Source organism: Rhodoferax koreense (assembly GCF_001955695.1).
In the GTDB taxonomy this organism is placed as follows: Bacteria; Pseudomonadota; Gammaproteobacteria; order Burkholderiales; family Burkholderiaceae_C; genus Rhodoferax_B; species Rhodoferax_B koreensis.
The window spans coordinates 1,049,346-1,073,714 of record NZ_CP019236.1; the positions used below are offsets into that span (position 1 = coordinate 1,049,346).

At 65.4% G+C, this 24,369-nt stretch carries 27 protein-coding genes; 23 read left to right on the top strand and 4 right to left on the bottom strand.

What is annotated here, in order from left to right; translation table 11 throughout:
* Window positions 1–888, top strand: coding sequence for an NAD-dependent epimerase/dehydratase family protein (locus tag RD110_RS05005; RefSeq protein ID WP_239467256.1), 888 nt, complete (start codon window positions 1–3; stop codon window positions 886–888).
* A gap of 45 nt (window positions 889–933) precedes the next feature.
* Window positions 934–1,710, top strand: a complete 777-nt coding sequence (locus RD110_RS05010) for a cephalosporin hydroxylase family protein (protein ID WP_157900057.1) — start codon at window positions 934–936, stop codon at window positions 1,708–1,710.
* Window positions 1,711–1,786: 76 nt separating this feature from the next.
* Here RD110_RS05010 and RD110_RS05015 read toward each other — a convergent pair whose 3' ends face one another.
* On the bottom strand, window positions 1,787–3,019 hold the full coding sequence (locus tag RD110_RS05015; protein ID WP_076197269.1) for a flagellin N-terminal helical domain-containing protein: 1,233 nt from the start codon (window positions 3,017–3,019) through the stop codon (window positions 1,787–1,789).
* A 377-nt stretch (window positions 3,020–3,396) separates the two neighbouring features.
* On the opposite strand from RD110_RS05015, the gene RD110_RS05020 reads away from it, so the two are divergent.
* The 4 genes from RD110_RS05020 (at window position 3,397) to RD110_RS05035 (ending at window position 7,031) form a co-directional block, all read left to right on the top strand.
* Window positions 3,397–4,626, top strand: a complete 1,230-nt coding sequence (locus RD110_RS05020) for a flagellin N-terminal helical domain-containing protein (RefSeq protein WP_076197271.1) — start codon at window positions 3,397–3,399, stop codon at window positions 4,624–4,626.
* Window positions 4,627–4,759: 133 nt separating this feature from the next.
* Window positions 4,760–6,169: a flagellar filament capping protein FliD gene (gene fliD / locus RD110_RS05025; RefSeq protein WP_076197273.1), complete on the top strand. Its 1,410-nt coding sequence runs from the start codon at window positions 4,760–4,762 to the stop codon at window positions 6,167–6,169.
* Between the two features lie 129 nt (window positions 6,170–6,298).
* Window positions 6,299–6,706 carry a flagellar export chaperone FliS gene (gene fliS / locus RD110_RS05030; protein WP_076204395.1) on the top strand — a complete coding sequence of 136 codons (408 nt, stop codon included), beginning with the start codon at window positions 6,299–6,301 and terminating at the stop codon, window positions 6,704–6,706.
* A 25-nt stretch (window positions 6,707–6,731) separates the two neighbouring features.
* Window positions 6,732–7,031 carry a flagellar protein FliT gene (locus RD110_RS05035; protein ID WP_076197275.1) on the top strand — a complete coding sequence of 100 codons (300 nt, stop codon included), beginning with the start codon at window positions 6,732–6,734 and terminating at the stop codon, window positions 7,029–7,031.
* Window positions 7,032–7,101: 70 nt separating this feature from the next.
* On the opposite strand, the gene fliE is transcribed toward RD110_RS05035, so the two are convergent.
* Window positions 7,102–7,434: a flagellar hook-basal body complex protein FliE gene (fliE, locus tag RD110_RS05040; protein ID WP_076197277.1), complete on the bottom strand. Its 333-nt coding sequence runs from the start codon at window positions 7,432–7,434 to the stop codon at window positions 7,102–7,104.
* Window positions 7,435–7,598: 164 nt separating this feature from the next.
* Here fliE and fliF point away from each other — a divergent pair, with 164 nt between their 5' ends.
* From fliF to fliR, 13 genes are all read left to right on the top strand, one after another.
* Window positions 7,599–9,314 (top strand): flagellar basal-body MS-ring/collar protein FliF, encoded by a 1,716-nt coding sequence (gene fliF / locus RD110_RS05045; RefSeq protein ID WP_076204398.1) that lies wholly within the window; start codon window positions 7,599–7,601, stop codon window positions 9,312–9,314.
* Between the two features lie 44 nt (window positions 9,315–9,358).
* Window positions 9,359–10,354, top strand: coding sequence for a flagellar motor switch protein FliG (gene fliG / locus RD110_RS05050; RefSeq protein ID WP_076197279.1), 996 nt, complete (start codon window positions 9,359–9,361; stop codon window positions 10,352–10,354).
* The gene (locus RD110_RS05055; RefSeq protein ID WP_076197281.1) at window positions 10,338–11,057 is read left to right on the top strand and encodes a FliH/SctL family protein; all 720 of its coding nucleotides are present in this window, start codon (window positions 10,338–10,340) and stop codon (window positions 11,055–11,057) included. The genes fliG and RD110_RS05055 overlap by 17 nt, the downstream gene beginning before the upstream one ends.
* 56 nt (window positions 11,058–11,113) lie before the next feature.
* Window positions 11,114–12,493: a flagellar protein export ATPase FliI gene (fliI, locus tag RD110_RS05060; protein WP_157900356.1), complete on the top strand. Its 1,380-nt coding sequence runs from the start codon at window positions 11,114–11,116 to the stop codon at window positions 12,491–12,493.
* Window positions 12,494–12,530: 37 nt separating this feature from the next.
* Entirely contained in the window at window positions 12,531–12,995 is a 465-nt protein-coding gene (gene fliJ, locus RD110_RS05065; RefSeq protein WP_076197285.1) for a flagellar export protein FliJ, read from the top strand.
* 114 nt (window positions 12,996–13,109) lie between these two features.
* On the top strand, window positions 13,110–14,372 hold the full coding sequence (locus RD110_RS05070; protein WP_076197287.1) for a flagellar hook-length control protein FliK: 1,263 nt from the start codon (window positions 13,110–13,112) through the stop codon (window positions 14,370–14,372).
* 175 nt (window positions 14,373–14,547) lie between these two features.
* A complete protein-coding gene (locus RD110_RS05075) occupies window positions 14,548–15,117 on the top strand; it encodes a flagellar basal body-associated FliL family protein (RefSeq protein ID WP_076197289.1) in 570 nt (189 codons plus the stop codon).
* Between the two features lie 21 nt (window positions 15,118–15,138).
* Window positions 15,139–16,143, top strand: coding sequence for a flagellar motor switch protein FliM (gene fliM, locus RD110_RS05080; RefSeq protein WP_076197291.1), 1,005 nt, complete (start codon window positions 15,139–15,141; stop codon window positions 16,141–16,143).
* A complete protein-coding gene (gene fliN, locus RD110_RS05085) occupies window positions 16,133–16,561 on the top strand; it encodes a flagellar motor switch protein FliN (protein ID WP_076197293.1) in 429 nt (142 codons plus the stop codon). Before fliM ends, fliN begins: the two co-directional genes overlap by 11 nt.
* A gap of 6 nt (window positions 16,562–16,567) precedes the next feature.
* Window positions 16,568–16,909 (top strand): FliO/MopB family protein, encoded by a 342-nt coding sequence (locus RD110_RS05090; RefSeq protein WP_076197295.1) that lies wholly within the window; start codon window positions 16,568–16,570, stop codon window positions 16,907–16,909.
* Window positions 16,902–17,696: a flagellar type III secretion system pore protein FliP gene (gene fliP / locus RD110_RS05095; protein ID WP_076197297.1), complete on the top strand. Its 795-nt coding sequence runs from the start codon at window positions 16,902–16,904 to the stop codon at window positions 17,694–17,696. Before RD110_RS05090 ends, fliP begins: the two co-directional genes overlap by 8 nt.
* A 22-nt stretch (window positions 17,697–17,718) precedes the next feature.
* Window positions 17,719–17,988 (top strand): flagellar biosynthesis protein FliQ, encoded by a 270-nt coding sequence (fliQ, locus tag RD110_RS05100; protein WP_076197299.1) that lies wholly within the window; start codon window positions 17,719–17,721, stop codon window positions 17,986–17,988.
* Between the two features lie 58 nt (window positions 17,989–18,046).
* Window positions 18,047–18,817 carry a flagellar biosynthetic protein FliR gene (gene fliR, locus RD110_RS05105; protein WP_076197301.1) on the top strand — a complete coding sequence of 257 codons (771 nt, stop codon included), beginning with the start codon at window positions 18,047–18,049 and terminating at the stop codon, window positions 18,815–18,817.
* Window positions 18,818–18,829: 12 nt separating this feature from the next.
* On the opposite strand, the gene RD110_RS05110 is transcribed toward fliR, so the two are convergent.
* Both RD110_RS05110 and RD110_RS05115 read right to left on the bottom strand, forming a co-directional pair.
* Window positions 18,830–19,459 carry a response regulator gene (locus RD110_RS05110; RefSeq protein ID WP_076197303.1) on the bottom strand — a complete coding sequence of 210 codons (630 nt, stop codon included), beginning with the start codon at window positions 19,457–19,459 and terminating at the stop codon, window positions 18,830–18,832.
* Window positions 19,456–20,568: a hybrid sensor histidine kinase/response regulator gene (locus RD110_RS05115; protein WP_076197305.1), complete on the bottom strand. Its 1,113-nt coding sequence runs from the start codon at window positions 20,566–20,568 to the stop codon at window positions 19,456–19,458. Before RD110_RS05115 ends, RD110_RS05110 begins: the two co-directional genes overlap by 4 nt.
* Window positions 20,569–20,769: 201 nt before the next feature.
* Between RD110_RS05115 and RD110_RS05120 the strand changes: the two genes are divergently transcribed.
* The 4 genes from RD110_RS05120 (at window position 20,770) to RD110_RS05135 (ending at window position 24,366) form a co-directional block, all read left to right on the top strand.
* The gene (locus RD110_RS05120) at window positions 20,770–21,216 is read left to right on the top strand and encodes a hypothetical protein (protein WP_076197307.1); all 447 of its coding nucleotides are present in this window, start codon (window positions 20,770–20,772) and stop codon (window positions 21,214–21,216) included.
* 48 nt (window positions 21,217–21,264) lie between these two features.
* Window positions 21,265–21,627, top strand: coding sequence for a response regulator (locus RD110_RS05125; RefSeq protein ID WP_076197309.1), 363 nt, complete (start codon window positions 21,265–21,267; stop codon window positions 21,625–21,627).
* Between the two features lie 42 nt (window positions 21,628–21,669).
* Complete coding sequence (locus RD110_RS05130) at window positions 21,670–23,823, top strand: chemotaxis protein CheW (protein WP_076197311.1); 2,154 nt, start codon at window positions 21,670–21,672, stop codon at window positions 23,821–23,823.
* A gap of 63 nt (window positions 23,824–23,886) precedes the next feature.
* Window positions 23,887–24,366, top strand: coding sequence for a chemotaxis protein CheW (locus RD110_RS05135; protein ID WP_076197313.1), 480 nt, complete (start codon window positions 23,887–23,889; stop codon window positions 24,364–24,366).
* The last annotated feature ends 3 nt before the right edge of the window (window positions 24,367–24,369 follow it).

Below are 24,369 nucleotides of genomic sequence, written 5' to 3' on the forward strand. Positions count from 1 at the left end.
GTGCTCGTCACCGGCGCCAGCGGCTACCTCGGGCGGCACGTGCTGCAGCGCCTGCGGCTGCGCGGCGCCGAGGTGGCGGTGCTCGGCCGCCGCCTGCCGGAAGGTTTCGAGGACCTGGAACTGGTGCAGGCCGACCTGCTGGCGACGCAAGATTTCGCCCCGCTGCTGAAGGAGGCCGGGGCTTCCCACCTGCTGCACCTGGCCTGGTACGCCGAATACGGCAAATACTGGGCATCGCCGCTGAACCTGCGCTGGGTGGACGCCACGCTGCGCCTGCTGCAGGCCTTCGGCGAGACCGGCGGCAAACATGCCTTCGCGGCCGGCACCTGTGCCGAGTACGACTGGTCTTACGGCTACCTGCGCGAGGAAAACACCCCGTTGCTGCCACAGGGCCTGTACGGCACGGCCAAGGACGCCGCGCGCCGGCTGGCCACCGCGCTGTGCGCCGCGCAGGGCGTGTCGCTGGCCTGGGGCCATGTGTTCTACCCGTTCGGCCCCGGCGAGGCGCCAAAGCGCATGCTGCCGTCGCTGATCGAGGTGTTCCGCGGCCGAGCACCGGCTTTCGGCGTCAATACCAGCGCCTTCCGCGGCATGTTGCCCGTCCCCGACGCCGCCGAGGCCTTCGTCCATCTGCTGGCCGAAGGCTCGAATGGCGTCAGTGGCCGCTTCAACATCTGTTCGGGCCAGCCCGCGTCCATCGAAGACGTGGTGCGCACCCTGGCCCGCCTGTGCGATGCCGACCCGAATCCCGTGCTGGCCCTGGCCTCCGCCCGCGCGGGCGACCCGCCCATGCTGGTCGGCGACAACACCCGGCTGCTGGCCACGGGTTGGCGGCCCACGCAGACGCTGGCCCAGGGGCTGGCCGCCCAGGTCGCCGCACAGCCTTGAAGAGCCAACCCCGAACACCCCAACATTTCAACCGAGGAGCATTCCATGACCCCCCAGGAACAATTCGCCGCCGAACGCCAGGAACGCCTGGCCGCCTATGCCCAGGACACCGAGTTCAAGGACCTGTCGCGCCAGTGGCTGCAGCAGTCGATGCACAAGAAATACGTCTACAACTACGACTGGCTCGGCCGGCCCATCATCCAGTACCCGCAGGACATGGTCGCGATCCAGGAACTGGTGTGGACGGTGCGGCCCGACCTCATCATCGAAACCGGCATCGCCCACGGCGGCTCGCTGATCCTCAGCGCCTCGATGCTGGCCATGCTGGACATGTGCGACGCCATCGAGGCCGGCACCACGATCGATCCGCGCCAGTCCAGCCGCAAGGTGATCGGCATCGACATCGACATCCGCGAACACAACCGCGCGGCCATCGAGGCCCATCCCATGGCCAGCCGCATCCAGATGTTCCAGGGCTCGTCCATCGGCGCGGAGGTGGTGAAACAGGTGCATGACGCCGCCAAGGGCTACCAGAAAGTGATGGTGTTCCTGGATTCCATGCACACCCACGACCATGTGCTCGGCGAACTCGACGCCTACGCGCCGCTGGTCAGCAAGGGCAGCTACTGCGTGGTGTTCGACACCTTCGTCGACGACATGCCGCCGAAGTTTTTCGCCGACCGGCCCTGGGACGTGGGCAACAACCCGAAGACGGCCACACGCCAATGGCTGAAGTCGCATCCGGACTTCAAGGTCGATCCGGCGATGGAGTCGCGCCTGATGGTGACGGTGGCGCCCGAAGGCTTTCTGAAGCGCGACTGATCCGGGCGGGGCTCGGGCCCCGCTCCAAAAGAAAAAGGTCGCCGAGGCGACCTTTTTGCGTTGAATCGGGAGATTCTTACTGCTGGAGCAGCGACAGCACACCCTGCGGCAGCTTGTTGGCTTGGGCCACCATGGCGGTGCCGGCCTGCTGCAGGATCTGCGTGCGCGACAGGTTGGCGGTTTCCTTCGCGAAGTCGGCGTCCACGATGCGCCCGCGCGAGGCCGCGAGATTTTCCACCTGGATGTCGATGTTAGACACCGAACTCTCGAAGCGGCTCTGCAGGGCGCCCAGGTCGGCACGGGCGTTGTTGACCTGGTCGAGCGCGCTGTCGATCTTCTTCAGGGCGACCCAGGCGGAAGCCTGGGTGTCCACCGTCAGGGTATCGATGCCGAGCGCGTCGGTGGTGGTGTTGGTGGCGTCCACCGTGGTGCCGAAGGTGCCGGTACCGATGGCGGCGGGCGCGTAACCGAAGTTGGTGGCGGTGAAGCCGCTCAACGTCATGGGCTGGGCGTCGCCGGCGGAGGTCAGCTTGGCCGATTGCAGGTCGATGGTGTAGCTGCCGTCGGCGGCGGGCGAGAGGAAGGCCGTGACGCCGGTGTCGGCCGAGCGGCGGTTGATCGCCTCCATCATCTGGCCCATGCGCTCCGTGCCGGAACTCGCCTCCTTGATGGGGCCGAGATCCCACGAAGTGGTGCCGTCGCTGATCTGCAGGGCCGAGTTGGCGGTGATGGCCGCCAGATCGGTCACGGTGGCGGCGGAAATGCCGGTGGCATGGTCGTAGGCATAGGCGATGTTGGCCAGACCGGACGCGGTGGTGTTCACCAGCGCACCCACGGTGATGTTGTCGCCGGAATTGGCACCAACCTGAAACACCGCGCCGGCAAAGGTGCCGTCGAGGATCTTCTGGCCGTTGAAGGTGGTCTGCTTGGCCACACGGTCGACTTCGTCCGAGAGCTGCTTGACTTCGGCCTGCAGCGCCTTGCGGTCGGCCGCGCTGTTGGTGGCATTGCCGGCCTGCACGGCCAGTTCACGCATGCGCTGCAGCATGTCGCCGACCTTGCCGAGCGAGCCTTCCGCCGTCTGCGCCAGGGAGATGCCGTCGTTGGAGTTGCGCGCACCCACGGTCAGCCCGCGCACCTGGGTGTTCATGCGTTCGGAAATCGCCAGACCGGCGGCGTCGTCCTTGGCGCTGTTGACACGCAGGCCGGAGGACAGGCGCTGCATCGATGTCGAAAGCGACATCTGCGAGGTATTCAGGTTCCGCTGGGCATTCAGCGAATTGATGTTGGTGTTGATGGTAGAGGCCATGGTGGAGCTCCTAGGTAACTTGATGAATCTGGACCGGCGTTGCCACCGGCGGCGATGTCAGCACCCGAGCTGACGTGCATACCGTGAGGTGTGAAGGAATTATTGGGAAGACCGCTGTTTCCCATAGGCCGGATAAGCGTCGCAAACCAGGGCCTTTTCTTTTTTTGTTTGGCGCCGGGCCTCAAGTTTTCCGCCAGGGGCCCGAAAACCTAACCAACAGGGCCTGTTGAGGGCTTGTAGGCCGGCAAAGTGGCAGGGGTGAAAAGCTTCGGAAACGGGCGTTTTGTCCTGCAACCACCGGTCAGGGCGGCTGGTGTCATGCCAGCGTTGTGATCGGCGTTTTGCCAGTTTTTTTAAGCTATCAAGGAGTTTTCACCATGGCTTCCACCATCAACACCAACATCAATTCGCTGACCGCGCAGCGCAACCTGGGCATGTCGCAAGGCTCGCTGGCCACTTCCATGCAACGCCTGTCTTCCGGCCTGCGTGTGAACAGCGCCAAGGACGATGCCGCCGGCCTGGCGATTTCCGAACGCATGAACACCCAGGTGCGCGGCCTGACGGTCGGCGCCCGCAACGCCAACGACGGCATCTCCCTGGCGCAGACGGCGGAAGGCTCGCTCGGCAAGGTCGGCGACATGCTGCAGCGCATGCGTGAACTGGCTGTCCAGTCCGGCAACTCGACCAACAGCGCGGCCGACCGCAAGGCGCTGCAGGCCGAAGTCAAGCAGCTCGCCGACGAAGTGGACCGCGTGGCCAAGCAGACCAGCTTCAACGGCCAGAAGATCCTTGACGGCAGCTTCTCCGGCGCGGTGTTCCAGGTCGGCGCCAACGCCGGTGACAACATCACCGTGGGCGCGTTGACCGACAGCACGGCCAAGGGCTTGGCCAATGTGTCATACGCCTACGACAAGACCACCGGTATCGCGGCCTCCAGCGTGACCGACCTGTCCGCCATCACCAGCACCTCGGCGCTGCAGATCACGGTGGCTGCCAACGGCGCCACGACGAGTTACGACCTTGGCGCCATCAAGGAAGCCAGCTCCGGCACGGAGCGCATGGGCCAGATGGTCGAAGCGATCAACCGCAAGTCGGCCGACACCGGTCTCACGGCTTTCCTGACGGCGGCGGATGACGGCACCTACACCATCGACATGATGTCGTCCAAGCTGGATTCCGCCGGCAACGCGGCGGTCGTCACGCTCGGCAGTGGCTTCACCACCGGCAACTCCGGCCGTGCGGGTGCGGCGCTGGCTTCGACCATCGATGCCACCAACACCACCACCGACGCGCTCGGCATCGACACCCTGACCGTCGACACCCAGGCCAGCTCGTGGGTGGCACTGAAGAAGATCGACTCGGCCATCGACCAGGTCAACTCGGCCCGTGCCGACCTGGGTGCGCTGCAAAGCCGCTTTGAGAACTCGGCGGCCAACATCGACATCCAGGTGGAGAATCTGTCCGCGTCCCGCGGCCGCATCGTGGATGCCGACTTCGCCAAGGAAACCGCCAACCTGTCGCGTACCCAGATCCTGCAGCAGGCCGGTACCGCCATGGTGGCCCAGGCGAACAAGCTGCCGCAGGGCGTGTTGTCCCTGCTGCAGTAAGCAGGGGCCAGGCGCCGCCGTCAAGGGTGGCGATGGAAGCGGGGCGGGGAAAGGTACGGCCTTTCTCCGCCGTTTGACTTTCAGGAATCGCGTGAGAATGTGCTGAACAGGGGCTGGCCCCGAGGAGGTTCAAATGGCTATTTCATCCATCGGCATTGGTAGCGGACTCGACGTCAACAGCATCATCTCGAAGCTGACCGACGTTGAAAAGCAGCCTCTGACCACGCTCAAGGCGGACGCGGCCACCATTCAGGCCAAGGTCTCGGCCTATGGGCAGGTGAAATCGCTGATCTCCACCTTTTCCGACGCGGCCGCCAAGCTCACCCGCGACAGTGCCTGGAACGGCCTGACCATCGCCTCCACCAACACCTCGGCCGTCAACGCCACGGTCACCGGCATCGCCAGCGCCTCCACGCTCAGCGTGGGTGTGCAGAAGCTGGCGCAGGCGCAGTCCACGGCCTCGGCTGTGGTGCCCACCGGCACGGACCTCGGCGGCACGCTGACCATCCAGCTCGGTACCTGGAATTCGGGCCTGACCGGGTTCACGCCAGGCCTGAGTTCCGCGGTGTCGATCACCATGACGCCCGGCACGACCTCGCTGGCCGCGGTGGCCAGCCGGATCAACGATGCGAACGCGGGCGTCACGGCCACGGTGATCAAGGACGCTTCCGGCGAACGCCTGATGATCCGCTCCAAGGATACGGGCGAGGCGGCGGGCTTCCAGATCAAGGCCGGCAGCGACGCCAGCACGGGGCTGGCGCAACTCGCCTTCGATCCGGGCACCACGGCCACCACGACGACGCGCTCGCAGGCCGGGCAGAACGCCCAGGCCACCATCAACGGCGTCAGCGTGTCTTCCCCCACCAACAGCCTGACCGATACGATTCCCGGGCTGACGATCCAGCTGTCGCAGGTCACGACCTCGGATGCCCTCATCACCGCCAGCACCGACACGGCGACGATGAAGAAGAACATCCAGGACTTCGTCGACGCGTACAACGCGGTCAGCAAGTTTCTCGGCGACGCCACCAAGTACGATTCCGAAACCAAGAGCGCCGGCCTGCTGCAGGGCGACGCCACTGCGCTGGGCCTGCAGAACCAGCTGCGTGCCATGCTCGGCTCGACGACTTCGGGCGGCACCTACAAATACTTGTCCGACCTCGGCATCAGCATCCAGCGCGGCGGTGGTCTGCAGGTGGACAGCGCCAAGCTCGACACGGCGCTGAAGACACCCGAGAACGTCAAGGCGCTGTTCGCCTCCGACACGGGCACGCTGCAAACCTCCGGTGTCGCGGTGAAGCTCAAGTCCTTCATGACCGGCCTGCTCGCGCTCGATGGCACGCTCAACACCAAGACCGATTCGTTCGACGCGGCCACCAAGCGCAATACGGCCGAGCAGGACAAGGTGAATGCCCGCGCGGCGCTGGTCGAAAAAAGGCTCAAGGCGCAGTACACGGCGCTCGACACGCAGATGGCCAGCCTGACCGCGCTCAGCACCTATGTGAACCAGCAGGTCACCACCTGGAACAACACGAAGAGTTGAAGGAAATGGCGGCGCGCGGGCGCTGGGACGAACAGATAAAAAGAGCCGGCTTTCGCTCTCACAAAGGCCTTGAGTTCACGGGGCATCTGCCGATAATTCAAATACCAAGTACAACCAATGGAACCCGCCATGTTCACCCCAGTCAGCACACGGTCTGCATCGGCCTACAAAAGGGTCGGTGTTGAAACCAGCATCGACGGCGCCAGCCCGCACCAGTTGATCTGCCTGCTGTTCGACGCGTTGCTGCTGTCGCTGGCCAAGGCCCGCGGCGCGCTGGAGCGCAACGACATGGAGCTCAAGGGCAAGGAAATCAGCCGGGCCGTGCGCATCCTGGAAGAAGGCCTGAAGGACGGGCTGAACAAGGAGCAGGGCGGCGAACTCGCGGTGAACCTGCTGGGCGTCTACAACTACAGCATCTCGCGCTTGACCATGGCCAATGTGAAGAACGACGCAGCGCTGATCGGCGAAGTCAGCGAACTGATCAAGACCGTTTTCGAGGCTTGGAAGAGCATCGCAACCCCTGTCGCCCATGCTTGAACCCACCCATCGCCGGACTCAGAATATGTCGCAAATCCTGATCGACTACTACAAAGCCATCGAAGACAGCAGCCACAAGATGCTGGAAGCCGCCAAGGTCGAAGACTGGGATGGCGTGGTGCGCTACGAAGGCGCCTGCGCAGTGCTGATCGAACAGCTGCGCCACAAGGCGCGTGCCGAGAAGCTCTCACCCGAGCATCGGTCCGAAAAAACCCGCATCATGCAGCGCATCCTGCGCAACGACGCCCAGATCCGCTGCCTGGCCGAGCCCTGGCTCGAGCAGTTCGACAGCCAGTTCGCCGGCCAGCCGCAGCTGCTGCACTGAACGAAAAAGGCCCTCGCAACGAGGGCCTTTTCAATTGTGGGACGTGATTGTCGAGGCGGAATCCAAGCCCTCACACCTGCATGTTCATGATGTCGCTGTACGCCTGCACCATGCGGTTGCGCACGTGCATCGTCGCCTGGAAGCCGATCTGCGCCTTCTGGATCGCCACCATGGTCTCTTCCAGGCTCACGCTCGGGTTCTCCATCTGCACCTCGCGCTGCAGGTCCGTCGCCTGGTTCTGCGCCGCGCTCACGGAACTCAGCGCGCCTTTCAGCGCCGTCGAAAACCCGGCCTGCTCGACAGCTTCCGCCTTGGGCTCGGCCTTGGCTTTGAGCGCGGCGCCGATCTTGGCGGCGTAAGGGTTGGTGATCGGGCTGGAAACGGGTGACAAGCGGAGATCCATGACGGTTCATCCCTGGGAAAAGCGATGGGTGAATGCTAAAGGCGCGCATGGGGCCCGATATGGGGAAATGATGGCCAAAGCCAGGGCTTATCGACCCGACGCTTTGGCCCCATCCACGAATAATCGACCTCATTCTTGGACCGCCAACCGACCTGGAATGCATGATGTCCTCAGCCGTCGCCGAAATACCCGCTAGTTCCCCGCTCGTCCAGAAGCTGTCCAGCCTGGACCGCGCCCAGCGCCTGCGCCTCGGGCTGGGCGTTGCCATTCTGGTGGTGGCCGGCATCGTGGCACTGGTGCTGAGCCGGCAGACCGAATACCGCGTGTTGTACGCCAACCTGACCGAGAAGGACGGCGGCGCCGTCATCGCCCAGCTGTCGCAAATGAACGTGCCCTACAAGTACACCGAGGGCGGCGGCGCCTTGCTCGTGCCCGCCGACCGCGTCTACGACGTGCGCCTGCGTCTGGCCTCGCTCGGGCTGCCCAAGGGTTCCGTCACCGGTTTCGAGCTGATGGAGTCGAACCGCTTCGGCATGACGCAATTCCAGGAGCGTCTGACCTTCCAGCGCGGCCTGGAGGGTGAGCTGACGCGTTCGATCCAGGCCCTGTCCTCGGTGTCGAGTGCGCGTGTGCACCTGGCCTTGCCAAACCAGAACGGCTTTTTCCGCGAGCAGCAGAAGCCGTCTGCCTCGGTGCTGGTGAGTCTGCACGGCGGCCAGACGCTCGACCGTACCCAGCTCGCGGGCATCATCCACCTGGTGGCCTCCAGCGTGCCCGAGATGAGCCCCTCGGCCGTGACCGTGCTCGACGACACCGGCAAGCTGCTGTCCCAGTTGCCCGACGGCGCGGGCGGGGCCGGCGCCGGTGGCGTGGATGCGGAGCAGCTCCAGTATGCGCAGCGGCTCGAGCAGCAGTACACGCAACGCATCGTGGACATGCTGGCGCCGATCGTCGGCCGGCAGAACGTCAAGGCCCAGGTCACGGCGGAAATCGATTTTTCCCAGACCGAATCGACTTCGGAGCAGCACCGGCCCAATCTGGCCAACGACGCCAGTGCGGTGCGCAGCCAGCAGATCGTCGAGACCACCAACGGATCGGGCAACGCCGGCCCGTCCGGCATTCCCGGCGCCACCTCGAACCAGCCGCCTGTGGCCTCGACGGCACCGGTCAACGGCACGCCGCAGGCGCTGCAGGCCGCCGGTGGCGCCAGCGCAGCCGCAGCCGCGGCCGGCGTGAAGCGCGAATCGGTGACCAACTACGAGGTCGACAAGACCGTGCGCGTGGTGCGCGGCGGTTCCGGCGCAATCAAACGCCTGAGCGCGGCGGTGGTGGTGAACCACCAGACGATCGTGGACGACAAGGGCAAGCCGATCACCAAGGCGCTGACCGACCAGCAGATCGAACAGATGACCGCCCTGGTGCGCGAATCCATCGGCTTCAACAAGGAACGCGGCGATTCGGTGAACCTGATGAACACGCCCTTCATGGTGGAAGCGGCCGTGGTCGACGACACGCCGTTGTGGAAGCAACCGCAAACCCTGGAGATGGCGCGCAGCCTGGCCTGGCCCGTCGGCACCGTGCTGTTGGCCCTGCTGGTCTTGTTCGGCCTGATCCGGCCCGGCTTCAAGGCCATGAACGCGCCGAAGGTGGTGCCGGTCGAGCCTGGGGCCGACGGTGCCGGCGGCGCAGGCGGCCAACTCGACGCGCTGGTGGCCGACGACGCGCAGCGGCCGGCCCTTACCGGGCCGGACGGCGTCGAAACCCTGGCGCCGACGGAGCACCAGGTGCGCCTCGACGACGCGCGCGCGCTGGCCCGCAGCAATCCGGTGGCGGTGGCCAACATTGTCAAAAACTGGATCAACGGCGAAGATGCGGCTTGACCGCAGGTCATTCACCGCATCACAAGCAACCTGGATAAGCCACCATGGATGAACAAGGTTTGACCGACGCCGCCATTTTTCTGATGTCGCTTGGTGAGGAGGAAGCCGCCGAGGTGTTCAAACACCTGTCGCCCAAGGAGGTGCAGCGGTTGGGAGAAACCATCGCCAAGACGCGTGCCGTGACGCGCGACAAGGTCGACGCGGTGCTGGTGAAGTTCACCAATGCGGCGGCCGCGCAGAGCCTGCTGGTCTCGGACACCAGCAACTACGTGAAGGCCGTGTTGCGCCGTGCGCTCGGCGACGACAAGGCCTCGCTGCTGATCGACCGCATCCTGCAGGGCGGCGACGTGTCGGGCATCGAAAGCCTGAAGTGGATGGACCCGCTGTCGGTGGCCGAGCTGCTGCGCAACGAGCATCCGCAGATCGTGGCCGCGATCCTGGTGCATCTGGACTTCGAGCAGGCCGCCGGTGTGCTCAAGCAGCTCACCGAGCGCCAGCGCAACGAAGTGCTGCTGCGCGTGGCCACACTCGAAGGCATTCAGCCGACCGCGCTGAAGGACCTCAACGAGGTGCTGTTCAAGGTGCTGGCCGGCGGCGACAAGATCCGCAAGACCTCGCTGGGCGGCGTCAAGGCGGCGGCCGAGATCATCAACCTGCTGGGCGCCAACATCGAGGGCACGGTGATCGAGTCGATCAAGGGCTTCGATCCCGACCTGGCGCAGAAGATCATGGACAAGATGTTCGTGTTCGACGACGTGAACAAGCTCGACGACAAGTCGATCCAGATGGTGCTCAAGGAAGTGGCGTCCGACACGCTGATCGTCGCGCTCAAGGGTGCTTCGCCGGAGCTCAAGGAGAAGATCCTCAACAACATGTCCAGCCGCGCGGCCGAAACTCTGCGCGAAGATCTGGAATCGCGCGGCCCGATGCGGCTGTCCGAAGTCGAGGCCCAGCAGAAGGAAGTGCTCAAGGTGGTGCGTCGCCTGGCCGACGAAGGCCAGATCGTGATCGGAGGCGGCGGCGATGACAGTTTCGTCTAACCCGCGCAACTTCGCCCGGTTCATCCCGAGCGAAGAAGTGGGCACGGTCTCGCAGTGGCAGTTCGGTCTGGTGGGCGATCCCCTGCGGGCCGCGTCGGTGCCGGAGTTGACCGCCGACATCGAGCCCGAACCCGAGGAGCCGGTCGAAGCACGCCTAGCCCGCGCCTGGGACGAGGGTTACGCCGCGGGTTTCGCCCAGGGCGAGGCCCAGGCCACCGAGGAAGGCAACCGACGGCTCGACGATTTCGTGCAGAACCAAGGGGTGGAAGCCGCCAGGCATCTCGCGGCGTTGGCGATCGGGCTCGACGGTCGCCTCCGGCAGGCCGAACAGGACATCGCCCGCCAGGTCCTGCGCCTGGCCTGCGACCTGGCGCGCCAGGTGGTGCGGCGCGAACTGGCGTCCGATCCGGAAGCGGTGCTGCCTGTGGTGCGCGAAGCCCTGGGCATGCTGGTGATGGACGGCAAGCCCGCCGTCGTTAAGCTGCATGCGGAAGACCTCGCCCTGCTGCAGGCGCCGTTGCGCGATGAGTTTCCCTCGCCTGCCCTGCATTGGGTGGCGGATGCGGCCGTGGCGCGCGGCGACTGCCTGGTCGAGTCGGGCGGCAGCGTGATCGACGGCCGCATTGCGCGCCGCTGGGAGCGCGCCGTGGCCAAGCTCGGGTTGGACGACGCCTGGGCGCCCGGGGAGGAAGAAGCCCCATGAACGCCGACACCATCGACCGGCCGGAGCCAGCGGCCGAGACCGAGTGGACGCGTTTCATGGACGATGCGCTGCAGCGCACCGCCGCGGGCACGCCGCTCGAGGTGCGCGGTACGCTGACGCGGCTCGCCGGCCTGGTGCTGGAGGCCGCGGGCATCCGGGCGCCGGTCGGCTCCCAGTGCAAGGTGGCGATGGCCGGACAGGCGCCGGTGCTGGTTGAAGTGGTGGGTTTCTCGAACGACCGCGCCTACCTGATGCCGGCCGGCGACGTGCACGGCCTGGTCAGCGGCGCCAGCGTGACGCCCGCTGCCCCCTACGTGCCGGTGCCGCGTCTGGGCGATCCACCGCGGGATGCGGGCGACGCGCGCGTGGGCGTGCTGCGCCTGCCGCTGGGCGACGGTCTGCTCGGCCGCATCGTCGATGCACAGGGCATCCCGATGGACCATGGCGGACCGATCACCGACGTGGTGGCCGAGCCGCTGGACCGTCAGCCGATCAATGCCATGGACCGATCGCCGGTGCGCGAGCCGCTGGACACCGGCGTGCGCGCCATCAACGGCATGTTGACCGTGGGCCGGGGCCAGCGCATCGGCCTGTTCGCGGGTTCGGGCGTGGGCAAGAGCGTGCTGCTCGGCATGATGGCACGCTACACCCGGGCCGACGTGGTGGTGGTCGGCCTGATCGGCGAGCGGGGCCGCGAAGTCAAGGAATTCGTGGAAGACATCCTCGGCGAGGATGGCCGTGCACGCTCCGTGGTGGTGGCCGCGCCGGCCGATGCACCGCCGCTGCTGCGGCTGCAGGGGGCGGCCTATGCGACCGCGGTGGCCGAGCATTTCCGCGACAATGGCCAGCATGTGCTGCTGCTCATGGATTCGCTCACGCGCTACGCCATGGCGCAGCGCGAGATTGCGCTGGCCATCGGCGAGCCGCCGGCCACCAAGGGCTATCCGCCATCGTGCTTTGCCAAGCTGCCGCAACTGGTGGAGCGCAGCGGCAACGGCCTGAACGGCGTGGGTTCGATCACCGCGTTTTACACCGTGCTGTCCGAGGGCGACGACCAGCAGGACCCTATCGCCGATGCGGCGCGGGCCATCCTCGATGGCCACATCGTGCTGTCGCGCGCGCTGGCCGAGGCCGGGCATTTTCCGGCGATCGACATCGAGCAGTCGGCCTCGCGCGTGATGCACAACGTGGTGTCGCCCGAGCATTTCGAGGTGGCGCGGCGCTTCCGGGCCATCAACTCGCGCTACCAGAAAGGCCGCGACCTGATCCAGATCGGCGCCTATGCCATGGGGGCCGACCCAGCGCTGGACGAAGCCATCCGCCTCAACGACGGCATGACCGCGTTCCTGCAGCAGGGCATGTTCGATGCCGCGCCGCTGGACGACAGCCTGCGTGCGATGACGCGCGTCATCTCCAAGGCGGCGGGGGCAAGATGAACCGGATTGATCCCTCACACGGATACGGGGCGATGCCATGTCCCTTCTGAGAACCCTGGGCGTTGCGATCGACGTGGCCAGCCGCAAGCGGGACGCGGCCAGCCAGGCGTTGGGCCAGGCGCAGCAACGCCAGATCGCCGCGCAGAACCAGTTGACCCAGCTGGAGACCTATGCCAACGAGACCGAGGCCCGCTGGGCTTCGCAGGCCCAGGTCTGCGCGCTGCCCGAGTTGATGCGCCACCACTACCAGTTCATGGAGCGGCTGAACCAGGCGGTGCAGATGCAGAAGCAGATCCTGGCCGAACAAACGCATTGGGTCGAGGTGGCGCGCAAAGGGTTGCTCGATGCCGACATCCGGGTGGCCACGCTGCGGCAGGTGTTGACCAACAAGCAGAAGGAAGCCGATCGGCTGCACAACCGCAGGGAGCAGAAGCAGATGGACGAGTTCGCGGCGCTGCGTTTCGGCAAATCGATCGATAGGCAATTCGGGGAGGGCATTTAAATGAGCGTCGAGCGCAGTCAGGCACCATCGTTGTTGAAGGCGGGTGAGCCGCAGCCGAACAGGAACAGAAGTCCGAGCGACGCGGAGAAGCCGCCAGGCGCCTTTGCAGCGGTAATGCGGGCCGAGGCCGCGCCGCGCGCGCCGGAGAAACCGAAGGCGCCAGAGGCGCAGCGGCCGGCGCAAGCCCGGCGCGCCGAAGGCGAAAGGACTGAGAAGTCTGAAAAGTCCGAAAAAGTGGCCGAATCGGCGAACGAGGACCAAGACGAGGACGATGCCGCTTCGAGTGACCAGGACGCGGCAGCCAGCGCGCAGGCCGCCGCGGCAGCGCTGGCGCTGGCCACTGCGGGACTGCTCGGGCCGGCTGCGGCCAAGGTCGTGGCGGCGGTGAAGACAGCCGCCGACGGCAAGGCCGTGGCCGGTGTGGATGGCGCCGCCGATGGACAGACAGCCGGTGCCGATGCTTGGTTGGCCGACGGTACGGGTCGTGCCCCGGCTGCGGGCCCCGCCGCGGATGCCGCGCGCGCGGCGCTCGCCGATGGCCAGTCTGGTGTGGCCAAGCTGGCGAGTTACGCATCGGTGCTGGAACAACTGCAAAGCCGGCTCGCCAAAGGTGAGAAGGGCGATGTGTCGGGCGCCGACAGGGCTCTGCCCGGCACCGGCGCCGATCCGGGCGCCGCTGCCGCCAAGGCCGCATCCGGCGTGGCGTTGCAGAACACACGCACGGACAAGCTCATGAATGCGCTGCAGGCCGGGTCAGGCATGGGCCAGGCCGTCGGTTCGGAAACGACCAAGCTGGCCAGCCTCTCCTTGGAAGCCGGCGAGGCGCTGAAGGCGATCGACCGGTTCCGCGGCGAAGCGCCGCGTGACAGCGCCGGCACCACCCCCGACGGCGCGCCGGGCCAGCAGAGCTTCACCTCCACGGTGCAGTTCGACGGCACGACGGGCCCGGCGACGACGGTGTCCGGCCCGGCGGCGGGCGATGCCGTGGCCGACCAGGTGAGCCAATGGGTGTCGCAAGGCATCCACAGCGCCGAGCTCACCCTGGACGGGGCCAATGCCGAACGCGTCGAGGTCAAGATTTCCATGTCCGGCAACGAGGCGCACGTGGAGTTCCGCTCGGACCAGCCGGCCACGCGCGAAATGCTGGCGGGCACGGCATCGCAGCTGAGGGATCTGCTCAGCGGCCAGGGCGTGGTGCTGTCGGGTGTGACGGTGGGGCATGCCGGCGCCGATCTTGCAGGTGGCCAGCAGCAGCAAAGCCGCCCCCGCGGGGAACGTGGCCCCGCGCGCGAAGCTTCCCTGGCGCCGCAGGCCGTGTCGGCGGCACGCCCCGCCGCGGCCTCGTCGCCGGCCGGCGCGCTCGATCTCTTCGTTTGAGTCGGCGACCTGGCCTCCGGGGCCGGATCAAAGCTCTTCGATTGCTGCGGTTTTGCCCCGTTAATCTGGCTATTATCAAAACAGCCCGGTTCGATAATGAACTGTCCGCTCGAGTCGGGCAACGCGCCGCTGCCATGCCGCGCGTCCCCTCAAGCCATCTCCGGAGGAAGTCAACGTGTCTGCAACCGATGCCGTGCCCGCGCCCAAGCCCAAGGGCAAGAAAATGCTCGTGATCATCATTGCGGTCGTGCTGTTGCTGGTGGCTGCCGGCGGCGGCTGGTTCGTCTTCGGCCGCAAGGCGGCGTCGGAAGACGGCGAGGATGCGCCGGTCGAGCACGTGGCCGAGAAACACAATGCCCCGCCGGTCTACCTGCCGATGGAAAACATGGTCGTCAACCTGGCCGATCCAGGCGGCGAGAAGTTCGCGCAGATCGGCATCACCATCGAGACCACCGACCAGAAGACTTCGGACGCCGTCAAGGGTTACCTGCCCAACATCCGCAGCAGCGTGCTGATGCTGATCTCGCAGCGCACCTCCGAGGAACTGCTCAGCAAGGACGGCAAGGAAAAACTCGCGCGCGACGTGCTGCGCGAGGTTTCGCGGCCCCTGGGCTACACCGTCGAAGACGATGACGCCGTGGATGAGGCACCCAAGAAGAAGAGCGAAAAGCCGGCGCGCAAGAAGGCGCGTGCTGCGCCCAACCCGGTGACGGGCATCCTGTTCTCGAGTTTCATCATCCAGTGATGACTGCCATGGAGTCGCCGCATGAGTGAATCATTCCTGTCGCAAGAAGAGGTCGATGCCCTGCTGGAGGGCGTCACCGGCGAGAGCCAGAAGGACGCGGAAGAGGTCTTCGAGTCCGGCGAGATCCGCAACTACGACATCTCCAGCCAGGAGCGCATCGTCCGTGGCCGCATGCCGACGATGGAGGTGGTCAACGAGCGTTTCGCGCGCAATTTCCGTATCGGCCTGTTCAACTTCATCCGCCGCAGCCCCGAGATTTCCGTTGGCACCGTGGCCGTGCAGCGCTACAGCGCCTTCCTGCGCGAACTGGCCGTGCCCACCAACTTCAACATCATGGCGATCCGCCCGCTGCGCGGCAGCGGCCTGGTGGTGTGCGAGCCGGCGCTGGTGTTCGGCGTGATCGACACCCTGTACGGCGGTGCGGGCAAATTCCCGACCCGCATCGAGGGCCGCGAGTTCTCGCTGACCGAACAGCGCGTGATCGACCGGCTGGTCGGGGTGATCTGCGAGGAATACAAGAAAGCCTGGCACGGCATCTATCCGCTGGAGCTCGACTACCAGCGCTCAGAAATGCAGCCGCAGTTCGCCAACATCGCCACGCCGAGCGAAATCGTGGTCTCGACCTCCTTCCAGCTCGAGATCGGCGACATTGCCGGCGCGATCCACATCTGCATGCCGTATTCGACGCTGGAGCCGATCCGCGACGTGCTGTATTCGGCCACGCAAGGGGATTCGGTCGAGGTCGACCGCCGCTGGGTCACGGTGCTGAGCCGCGAGATCCAGTCCGCCGAGGTCACGCTGGTGGCTGAACTGGCGCAGGCCAATGCCACCGTCGAACAATTGCTGGCGATGAAGCCGGGCGATTTCATCGAACTCGAGCGCGAGCCGCGCATCACCGCGTCCATCGGCGGGGTGCCGATCTTCGAATGCCAGTACGGCACCCACAACGCCAAATATGCGATCCGCGTCGAGCAATGCCTGCGTGGCAACGACACGCAATTTCAAGGGGATATGAATGTCAACTGATGACAAGAAGGATGCGGTCGACGATCCGATGGCGGCCTGGGCCGAGGCCCTGGAGGAGCAGAAGGTTGCCGACGCCGTCGATCCCGACCAGGGCGGCCCGTTGTCGGGCGAAGGCATTCGCCCGTTCGCGACGCCGAACAAGGACGGCACCATGCAGGACATCAACATGGTGCTGGACATTCCGGTCACCCTGTCGGTGGAGCTGGGCCGCACCAAGGTGCCGATCAAATACATCCTGCAGCTTGCGCAGGGCTCGGTGGTGGAACTCGACGCGCTGGCCGGCGAGCCGATGGACGTGCTGGTCAACGGCTATCTGATCGCGCAGGGCGAGGTGGTGGTGGTGAACGACAAGTTCGGCATCCGGCTGACCGACGTGGTCACGCCGTCGGAACGGCTGCGCCGGGTGAGCCGGGGCTGAGCCTGCATGCTGAGCCAGACCTTGCTGATGGTGGTGGCGTTCGTGGCCCTTCTGGCCATGGTGCCCTGGGCCATCAAATGGATACAGCGTCGCGCGGCCGGTGCCCACAACCTCGCCGGTGCGAATTCGCGTGTGATCTCGGCCGTGGCCGTGGGGCCGCAGCAGCGCGTGGTCACCGTCGAGGTCGGCCCGGAAGGCGCACGCACCTGGCTGGTGCTCGGTGTCACCGCGCAGAACATCAACTGCCTGTTCACCCAGCCGGTGGAGGCGGCGCATGGCGGCGCCATGCCTGCACCGAGCCGTGTGCTGCCCGAGGCGTTTGTCGTCGAAGGGGCGCCACGTGGCTGAACCACGGCGCTCCGCCCAGGTTTCGCGCTGGCTTTGCGGCGGCGCGGCGTTGTCGGCCCTGCTGTTGCTGCAGGGCTCGGCCTGGGCACAGACTGGGGGCGCCGCCGCGACGCCGGGCACGCTGCCCGTGCTGATCGGCACGGGCGCGGGCGGCACGAATTATTCGGTGCCGATCCAGACCCTGCTGTTCTTCACCGCGCTGTCCTTCCTGCCGGCGATCCTGCTCATGATGACCGGCTTCACGCGCATCGTGATCGTGCTGTCGCTGCTGCGGCAGGCCTTGGGCACGCAGTCGGCACCGCCCAACCAGGTGGTCATCGGGTTGTCGCTGTTCCTCACGTTCTTCGTGATGGGGCCGACGCTGGACCGCGTCTACCAGGACGCCTATGTGCCCTACACCACCAATGCCATCAGCTTCGAGCAGGCGTTGAGCCGCGGCGAGGCGCCGGTGCGCCAGTTCATGCTGAAGCAGACGCGGCAGTCCGATTTCGCGCTGTTCGCGCGGCTGGCCAAGCTCGATCCGTCGGTCACGGCCGAGACTGCGCCGATCCGCGTGCTGGTGCCGGCGTTCGTGACGAGTGAGCTCAAGTCGGCCTTCCAGATCGGCTTCATGATCTTCATCCCGTTCCTGGTGATCGACATCGTGGTGGCCAGTGTGCTGATGTCCCTAGGCATGATGATGCTGTCGCCGGTGCTTGTGGCGTTGCCCTTCAAGCTGATGCTGTTCGTGCTCGCCGATGGCTGGAACCTGCTCATCGGCTCGCTGGCGGCGAGTTTCGCCACCTGACCCCAACCAGAGGAAAGTCGCCATGAATTCGCAAACCGTGCTGACCATGGGCCAGGAAGCGCTCACCCTGCTGCTGATGGTGTCGGCCCCGATCCTGGCCACGGTGCTGGTGGTGGGCCTGGTGGTGAGCGTGTTCCAGGCCATCACCCAGATCAACGAGGCCACGCTGTCCTTCGTGCCCAAACTCATCGCCGCCATGCTGGTGTTCGCGCTGGCCGGCCCGTGGATGCTGAGCACGCTGGTGGACTACATCCGGCGCACCATCGAGTCGATTCCGACGATGGTGCTTTAAGCCGCTACAGCCCGCTACAGCCCGCTACAGCCCGCTGCAATCCGCTAGAGCCGGCCGTGTGATCACCTTTTCCGAAGCGCAGCTGGTTGCCTGGCTGTCACCGATCCTCTGGCCGTTCCTGCGCGTGCTTGCGTTGTTCAGCGTGGCGCCGGTGTTCTCGCTGCGCGCCATTCCGTTGCGGGCCAAGATCGGCCTGGCCTTCCTGATCGCGCTGTCGGCGCAGGCCACGCTGGTCAACCAGCCGGTGATCAGCATCAACAGCCCGCAGGCGCTGGGTGCCGTGGTGCAGCAAGTGGGGGTGGGCATGTCGATCGGCTTCGCGGTACGGCTGGTGTTCGCCGCGGTGGAGTTGGCCGGTGAACTCGTCGGACTGCAGATGGGGCTGAACTTCGCGGCGTTCTTCGATCCCTCGAGCAATGCCCAGGTGAGCGCGGTGTCGCGTTTCCTCGGCCACATGTCGACTTTGCTGTTCGTGGTGATCAACGGGCACCTGATGGTGCTGATGGCGGTGATCAAGAGCTTCGACAGCTTTCCGGTGGATGGCAATTTCCTCGTGGTGCTGCAGCAGATCAAGCTGTACGCGCTGGGTGCCGACCTGTTCGCGAGCGCCTTGTGGATCGCCTTGCCGATGATCGGCATGCTGCTGTTCGTCAACCTGACGCTGGGCATCATCTCGCGCGTGGCGCCGCAGATGAACATCTACGCCATTGGTTTCCCGATCACCCTGGCCATGGGGCTGATCGGCATCACCGCCACGCTGCCGATGCTCGACCAGCCCGTGATGGCGCTGATGCAGCGCACCATCGACCTGTTTGCCGCGACGCGCTAGCGTGCCCAAGCCTCAAACGAGGTTGTTGCGGATCGCGTAGACGGTGAGTTCGGCGTTGTTGGTCAGCTTGAGTTTTTCGAGTACCCGCGTGCGGTAGACGCTCACCGTCTTCGGACTGAGCATGAGTTCCTCGGCGATGTCGGACAGGCGTTTGCCCGAGGCGATCTTCAGCAGGGTCTGCAGCTCGCGCTCCGACAAGGAGGCGTGCGGCACTTCGAGCTCGGGTTTGGAGAGGCTTTCCACCAGCATCTGCGCCACTTCGGGTGTGACGTATTTGCGGCCCTGCATCAGCGTGTGCACCGCAGACACCAGTTCCTGGGGGTTGCCGGCCTTGTTGAGGTACCCCTGGGCACCCGCGCGCAGGCAGCGGATGGCGTACTGGTCCTCGGGGAACATCGAGACGATCAATACCTTGATCGGCGAGGCGGTTTCGCGCAGGCTGGCCAGCACCTCCATGCCGCCACGCCCGGGCATGTTGAGGTCGAGCACCAGCACGTCGCACTTGACCTTGCGCAATACGTCGCGCACCTCGGCGTAGCTCGCCGCCTCGCCGGTGACTTCGATGTCGCCGGCTTCGGACAGCATGTCGCGCACGCCGCGCCGCACCACCGCATGGTCATCACACAAAACGACATGGATCATGGCGAGGTTCCGGAGGTTGAGTCGATGGCGTCGTGCTGCAGCGGCACCGACAGGATGATGGACGTGCCCACGCCGCCACGGCTGCTGATGTCGAGCCAGCCTTCGACGGTCTTGGCGCGTTCGGCGAGGCCGCGCAGGCCGAAGGCCTTGGGTTTGTCGAGCGCGGTCCTGTCCAGGCCGCGGCCATTGTCGGTCACTTCGAGCGTGAGCACGCCTTCGCCGTCGGACAGGTCGATGCTGACCGCGCTGCATTCGGCGTATTTCGAGATGTTGGTCAGCGCCTCCTGCGCCGTGCGGTAGGCCACCAGCCGCACTTCCTTGCTCACGTCGATCTTCTCCTGCGTGGTGCGAAAGGCCGTGGCGATGCCGGTGCGCTTCTGGAAGCTTTGGGCCAGCCACTGCACCGCCGCGACCAGGCCCTGGTCGAGGATGGGTGGGCGCAGGTTCATCATGATGCGCTGGCTGGCGCCCAGCGCGTGTTGCAGCATCTCGGAGGCAGCGGCAATGTGGGCTGCGGTGCTGTCCTCCTTGTGGCGGCGGGCCAGCCAGGCCAGATCGAGATTCACTGCGGCCAGCGAGCCGCCAATGTCGTCGTGGATTTCGCGTGCGATGGCCGCGCGTTCGCGCTCGATCGAGATCTGCAGGTGCTCGGCGAGTTCGGCCAGCCGACGTTCGGAGGCGGCGAGCTCGGCGTCGGCGCGCTCTTTGGCCAGACGGATCTGATGGACCTCGATCGCCCGGTCGATCACATGGGCCAGCCTGTTGATGTCGTCCTTGAGGAGGTAGTCGCTGAAGCCGAGGTGGATGGCATCCACCGCCGCAGCCTCGCCGATCGCACCTGAGAGCAGCACGAAGGGCGGCTGGCATTTTTCCCGTTGAAGGGCCTGCCAGGCGTCGATGGCGGTGAAGCCCGGCAGGTGGTAGTCCGCCAGGATCAGGTCGAAAGGCCTACCGTGCACCTGCTGCTGGAATTCCTCCAGGGTCTCGACGCGTACCATCTCGAACTCCGTACCCTGGCGGCGCAGGGCACGGCGCACCAGTTGATGGTCGACCTCGGAGTCTTCGAGGTGTAACAGCTGGATGGGACGTGTGGAGGCCATCTGGGTCATGGGGACAGCGTCGCGCAGTGGGCGGTTGGGCGATGGGGTGACAAAGGTGCTCGGGAAAACACGTGTGGCGAGAAAGTCTTAAGCAGAGCCATTTCCAGCCGAAAATACAAAAGATGCAGGTAACAAATTGTCAAATCGATTTAATATCAGTGCCCGTACCTGGAAATTCAGCCATGGCTTGACTGCTGCAACGGAGAATACATGCAAACAGAGCCTTCAGCCTCTCCCGGACCCGCAGTCCAGTTGCCAGTGATGGTTGTGGCGGAATTGCAGGACTCATTGATGGTGGTCATGCACGACCTGAGCCGCCTGGACGGCTTGCTGAGCCACACCATGGACAATTTAATGCTGCGCTTCGATGCCGCCAACAAGGAGCTCTCCAACGCCTCGCTGCCCGACCTTCCCGCACTCGACGAGGTGCGCAGCACGCTGCGCTCGGCCGTCACGGAACTACAGTTCCAGGACATGGCCTCGCAGTTGATCGTACACACCACGAAGGTGTTGCAGGCCTGTGCGTTTCGGCTGGCCTCGGAGTCGATGGGCCAGGAAGAGGGCGAGGAAGCGGCGCCTTTCGTGGAGATGGTGCCCGACCGCCCGAACCCCGTGACGCAGAGCGAGATGGACGCCGGCTCCATCGAGCTTTTTTGACCTATTCCTTTGTTCGCAGAACAAGCACCTATTTAGCTGGAGTTTTCCATGTATTCGATACTAGCCGTCGATGACTCTCCTTCCATGCGGAAGATGGTGTCTTTCACGTTGACCGGGGCGGGTTACCACGTCGTGGAGGCGGTCGACGGCCAGGATGCGTACGAGAAGGCGCAGACCCACGCGATCGATCTGGTGCTTGCCGACCAGAACATGCCGCGGCTCGATGGCCTGGGTCTGACCCGGCTGTTGCGCCAGCATCCCAATTTCAAGACCACGCCGATCCTGATGCTGACCACGGAGTCAAGCGATCAGATGAAACAGGCCGGGCGCACGGCCGGGGCGACGGGCTGGCTGGTCAAGCCCTTCGATCCCGCGCGGCTGATCGAAGTCATCCAGAAGGTCATGCGTTGAGCCCGTCGGGCGGCGCGTTCAGAAAAAGAAACAGGAGTCAGCATGGCTGAAATGCATCAGGAACCATCGGGCGGGGCCGATTTCGATCTCACCCAGTTCTATCAGATTTTCTTCGAGGAGGCCGGCGAGAACCTCGACCAGATGGAGCAGATGCTGCTCGATCTGGACCTGGCCAAGACCGACGACGAGGAGCTCAACGGCATCTTCCGTTGCGCCCATTCGATCAAGGGCGGCGCGGCCACGTTCGGGTTTTCCGACGTGGCCGAACTCACACACCAGATGGAGTCGCTGCTCGACAAGCTGCGCCGCCATGAACTGCAGTTGATCTCGCCGATGGTGGATGCGTTGCTGGAGTCGGCAGATGCATCGCGCAGCCTGTTGGCGCGGCATCAAGCTGGCGGCGAGGGGGCGGCGGTGTCGACCTCCGACCTGGTTCAGCGCATCAGCGCGCTGGCCGCGGGCGAGGTGCCGGCCGCCCCTGCGCCTGCCCCTGCTCCCGTGGTCGCCCCAGCGCCCGCGCCGGCACCGGTTGCGGCGGCTGCGGCACAGATGCCCAAAAAAGCCGATGGCAGCCGTGTGCTTGAAATTCGAATCGGCCCGATGGACAAGCCCGAGCAGGCCGATGCGCTGCAGGAACTGTTCCGCGACATTCCCGGGCTCGGCACCATGACGGCGCTGCCCAGCGACCGCACCGACACCCGTGTCTATGAAGTGCATACCAGCTCGTCCGATGGCGATCTGCTCGACCTGTTCATCTTCCATGTCTCGAAAGAACTGGTGGTGATCCGCGACCTGGCAGAAGCCGGCGTGGCCGAACCCGCCGGTGCGGGATCCGCCGCAGCCGACTCGCCGGTGGCCACGACGGTGGACGAAGAGGATTTCGGCTTTTTCGCCGGTGCGCCCGGCGTGCCCGAGGAAGCGCCGGCGCCGGTCGCCACGCCAGCGGCGGTGACACCGGCCACCGCCGCGGCGGCACCAGCTGGGGCAGGCAAGGCCGACGCCGCCGGAAAGGCGCCGATCCCGGCGCCGCTCGAAGCCACCACCATCCGTGTCGACATCAAGAAGGTCGATCAACTCATCAACCTGGTCGGTGAACTCGTCATCACCCAGGCCATGCTCGCGCAGAACAGCCAGGGCCTGGACCCGGCGCTGCACCAGCAACTGTTCGCCGGCCTGGCCGACCTGGATCGCAACACGCGCGACCTGCAGGAGTCGGTGATGTCGATCCGCATGATCCCGATGTCCATCGTGTTCAGCCGGTTCCCGCGGATGCTGCGCGACCTCGCCAACAAGCTGGGCAAGAAGGTGGAGTTCGTCACCCAGGGCGAAGCCACCGAGCTCGACAAGGGCCTGGTCGAGAAGATCACCGACCCGCTGACCCACCTGGTGCGCAACAGCTGCGACCACGGCATCGAAATGCCGAAGGACCGTCTGGCTGCCGGCAAGTCGGAACACGGCACGATCACCTTGTCGGCCTCGCACCAGGGCGGCTCGATCGTGATCGAGGTGCGCGACGACGGCCGCGGCATGTCGCGCGAGAAGATCCTCGCCAAGGCCCGCGAGCGCGGCATCGAGGTCAGCAATGCCATGAGCGACGCCGAAGTCTGGCAATTGATCTTCGCGCCAGGCTTCTCCACCGCCGAAACCGTGACCGATGTGTCGGGCCGTGGCGTCGGCATGGACGTGGTCAAGCGCAACATCGCCGCGCTCAATGGCACGGTGGACATCGACTCCTCCGAAGGCTACGGCATGAAGGTGTCGGTGCGGCTGCCGTTGACGCTGGCCATCATGGACGGCATGTCGGTCAGTGTCGGCGACGAGGTCTACATCCTGCCGCTGTCCTCGGTGGTGGAGTCCTTCCAGGTGAACGACGAGGCCGTCAGCACCGTGGCGCAAGGTTCGCAACTGGTGAAGGTGCGCGAGGAATACATGCCGGTGATCGAGCTCGAAAAGGTCTTTCAGGTGCCGCGTTTCGACTTCGAGAAGTCGAACAGCATCATGGTCGTCGTCGAGTCCGAAGGCAGCCGCGTGGCCCTGCTGGTCAACGAATTGCTGGGCCAGCACCAGGTCGTGGTGAAGAACCTCGAATCCAACTACCGCAAGGTGCCGAACGTGTCCGGCGCCACCATCATGGGCGACGGCAAGGTCGCCCTGATTCTCGACATCGGTGCGCTGGTGCGGCGCTCCCGGCATTGAGCCGGGCGTCGAAGCGCTGAGCCGCATTGCATCGAACGACCCCAAGATTTGAAGGAGAGCCCCATGGGAGCAGCAGAAAAAATCGGTGAATTGAGTACGACCGCCCGCGAGTACCTGACATTCCGGCTGAGCCAGGAAGAGTATGGCATCGACATCCTGAAGGTGCAGGAGATCCGCGGCTATGAGCCGCCCACGCGCATCGCCAATTCACCGGCGTTCATCAAGGGCGTGGTCAACCTGCGTGGCACCATTGTGCCGATCATCGATATGCGGTTGAAGTTCAACTGCTCGGAAGCGGAATACAACAGCTTCACCGTCGTCATCATCCTGAATTTGCGCAACCGCATCGTCGGCATCGTGGTCGATTCGGTGAGCGACGTTCTGGAGTTGCCACCCGAAAGCATCAAGGCGGCACCGGACATCGAGAGCATCATCGACGCCGGCTGCATCCTGGGTCTGGGCTCGGTGGGCGAGCGCATGCTGATCCTGCTCGACATCGAGCGCCTCATGTCGGGCGTGGACATGGGGCTGGTGGCCAGCTAGGTC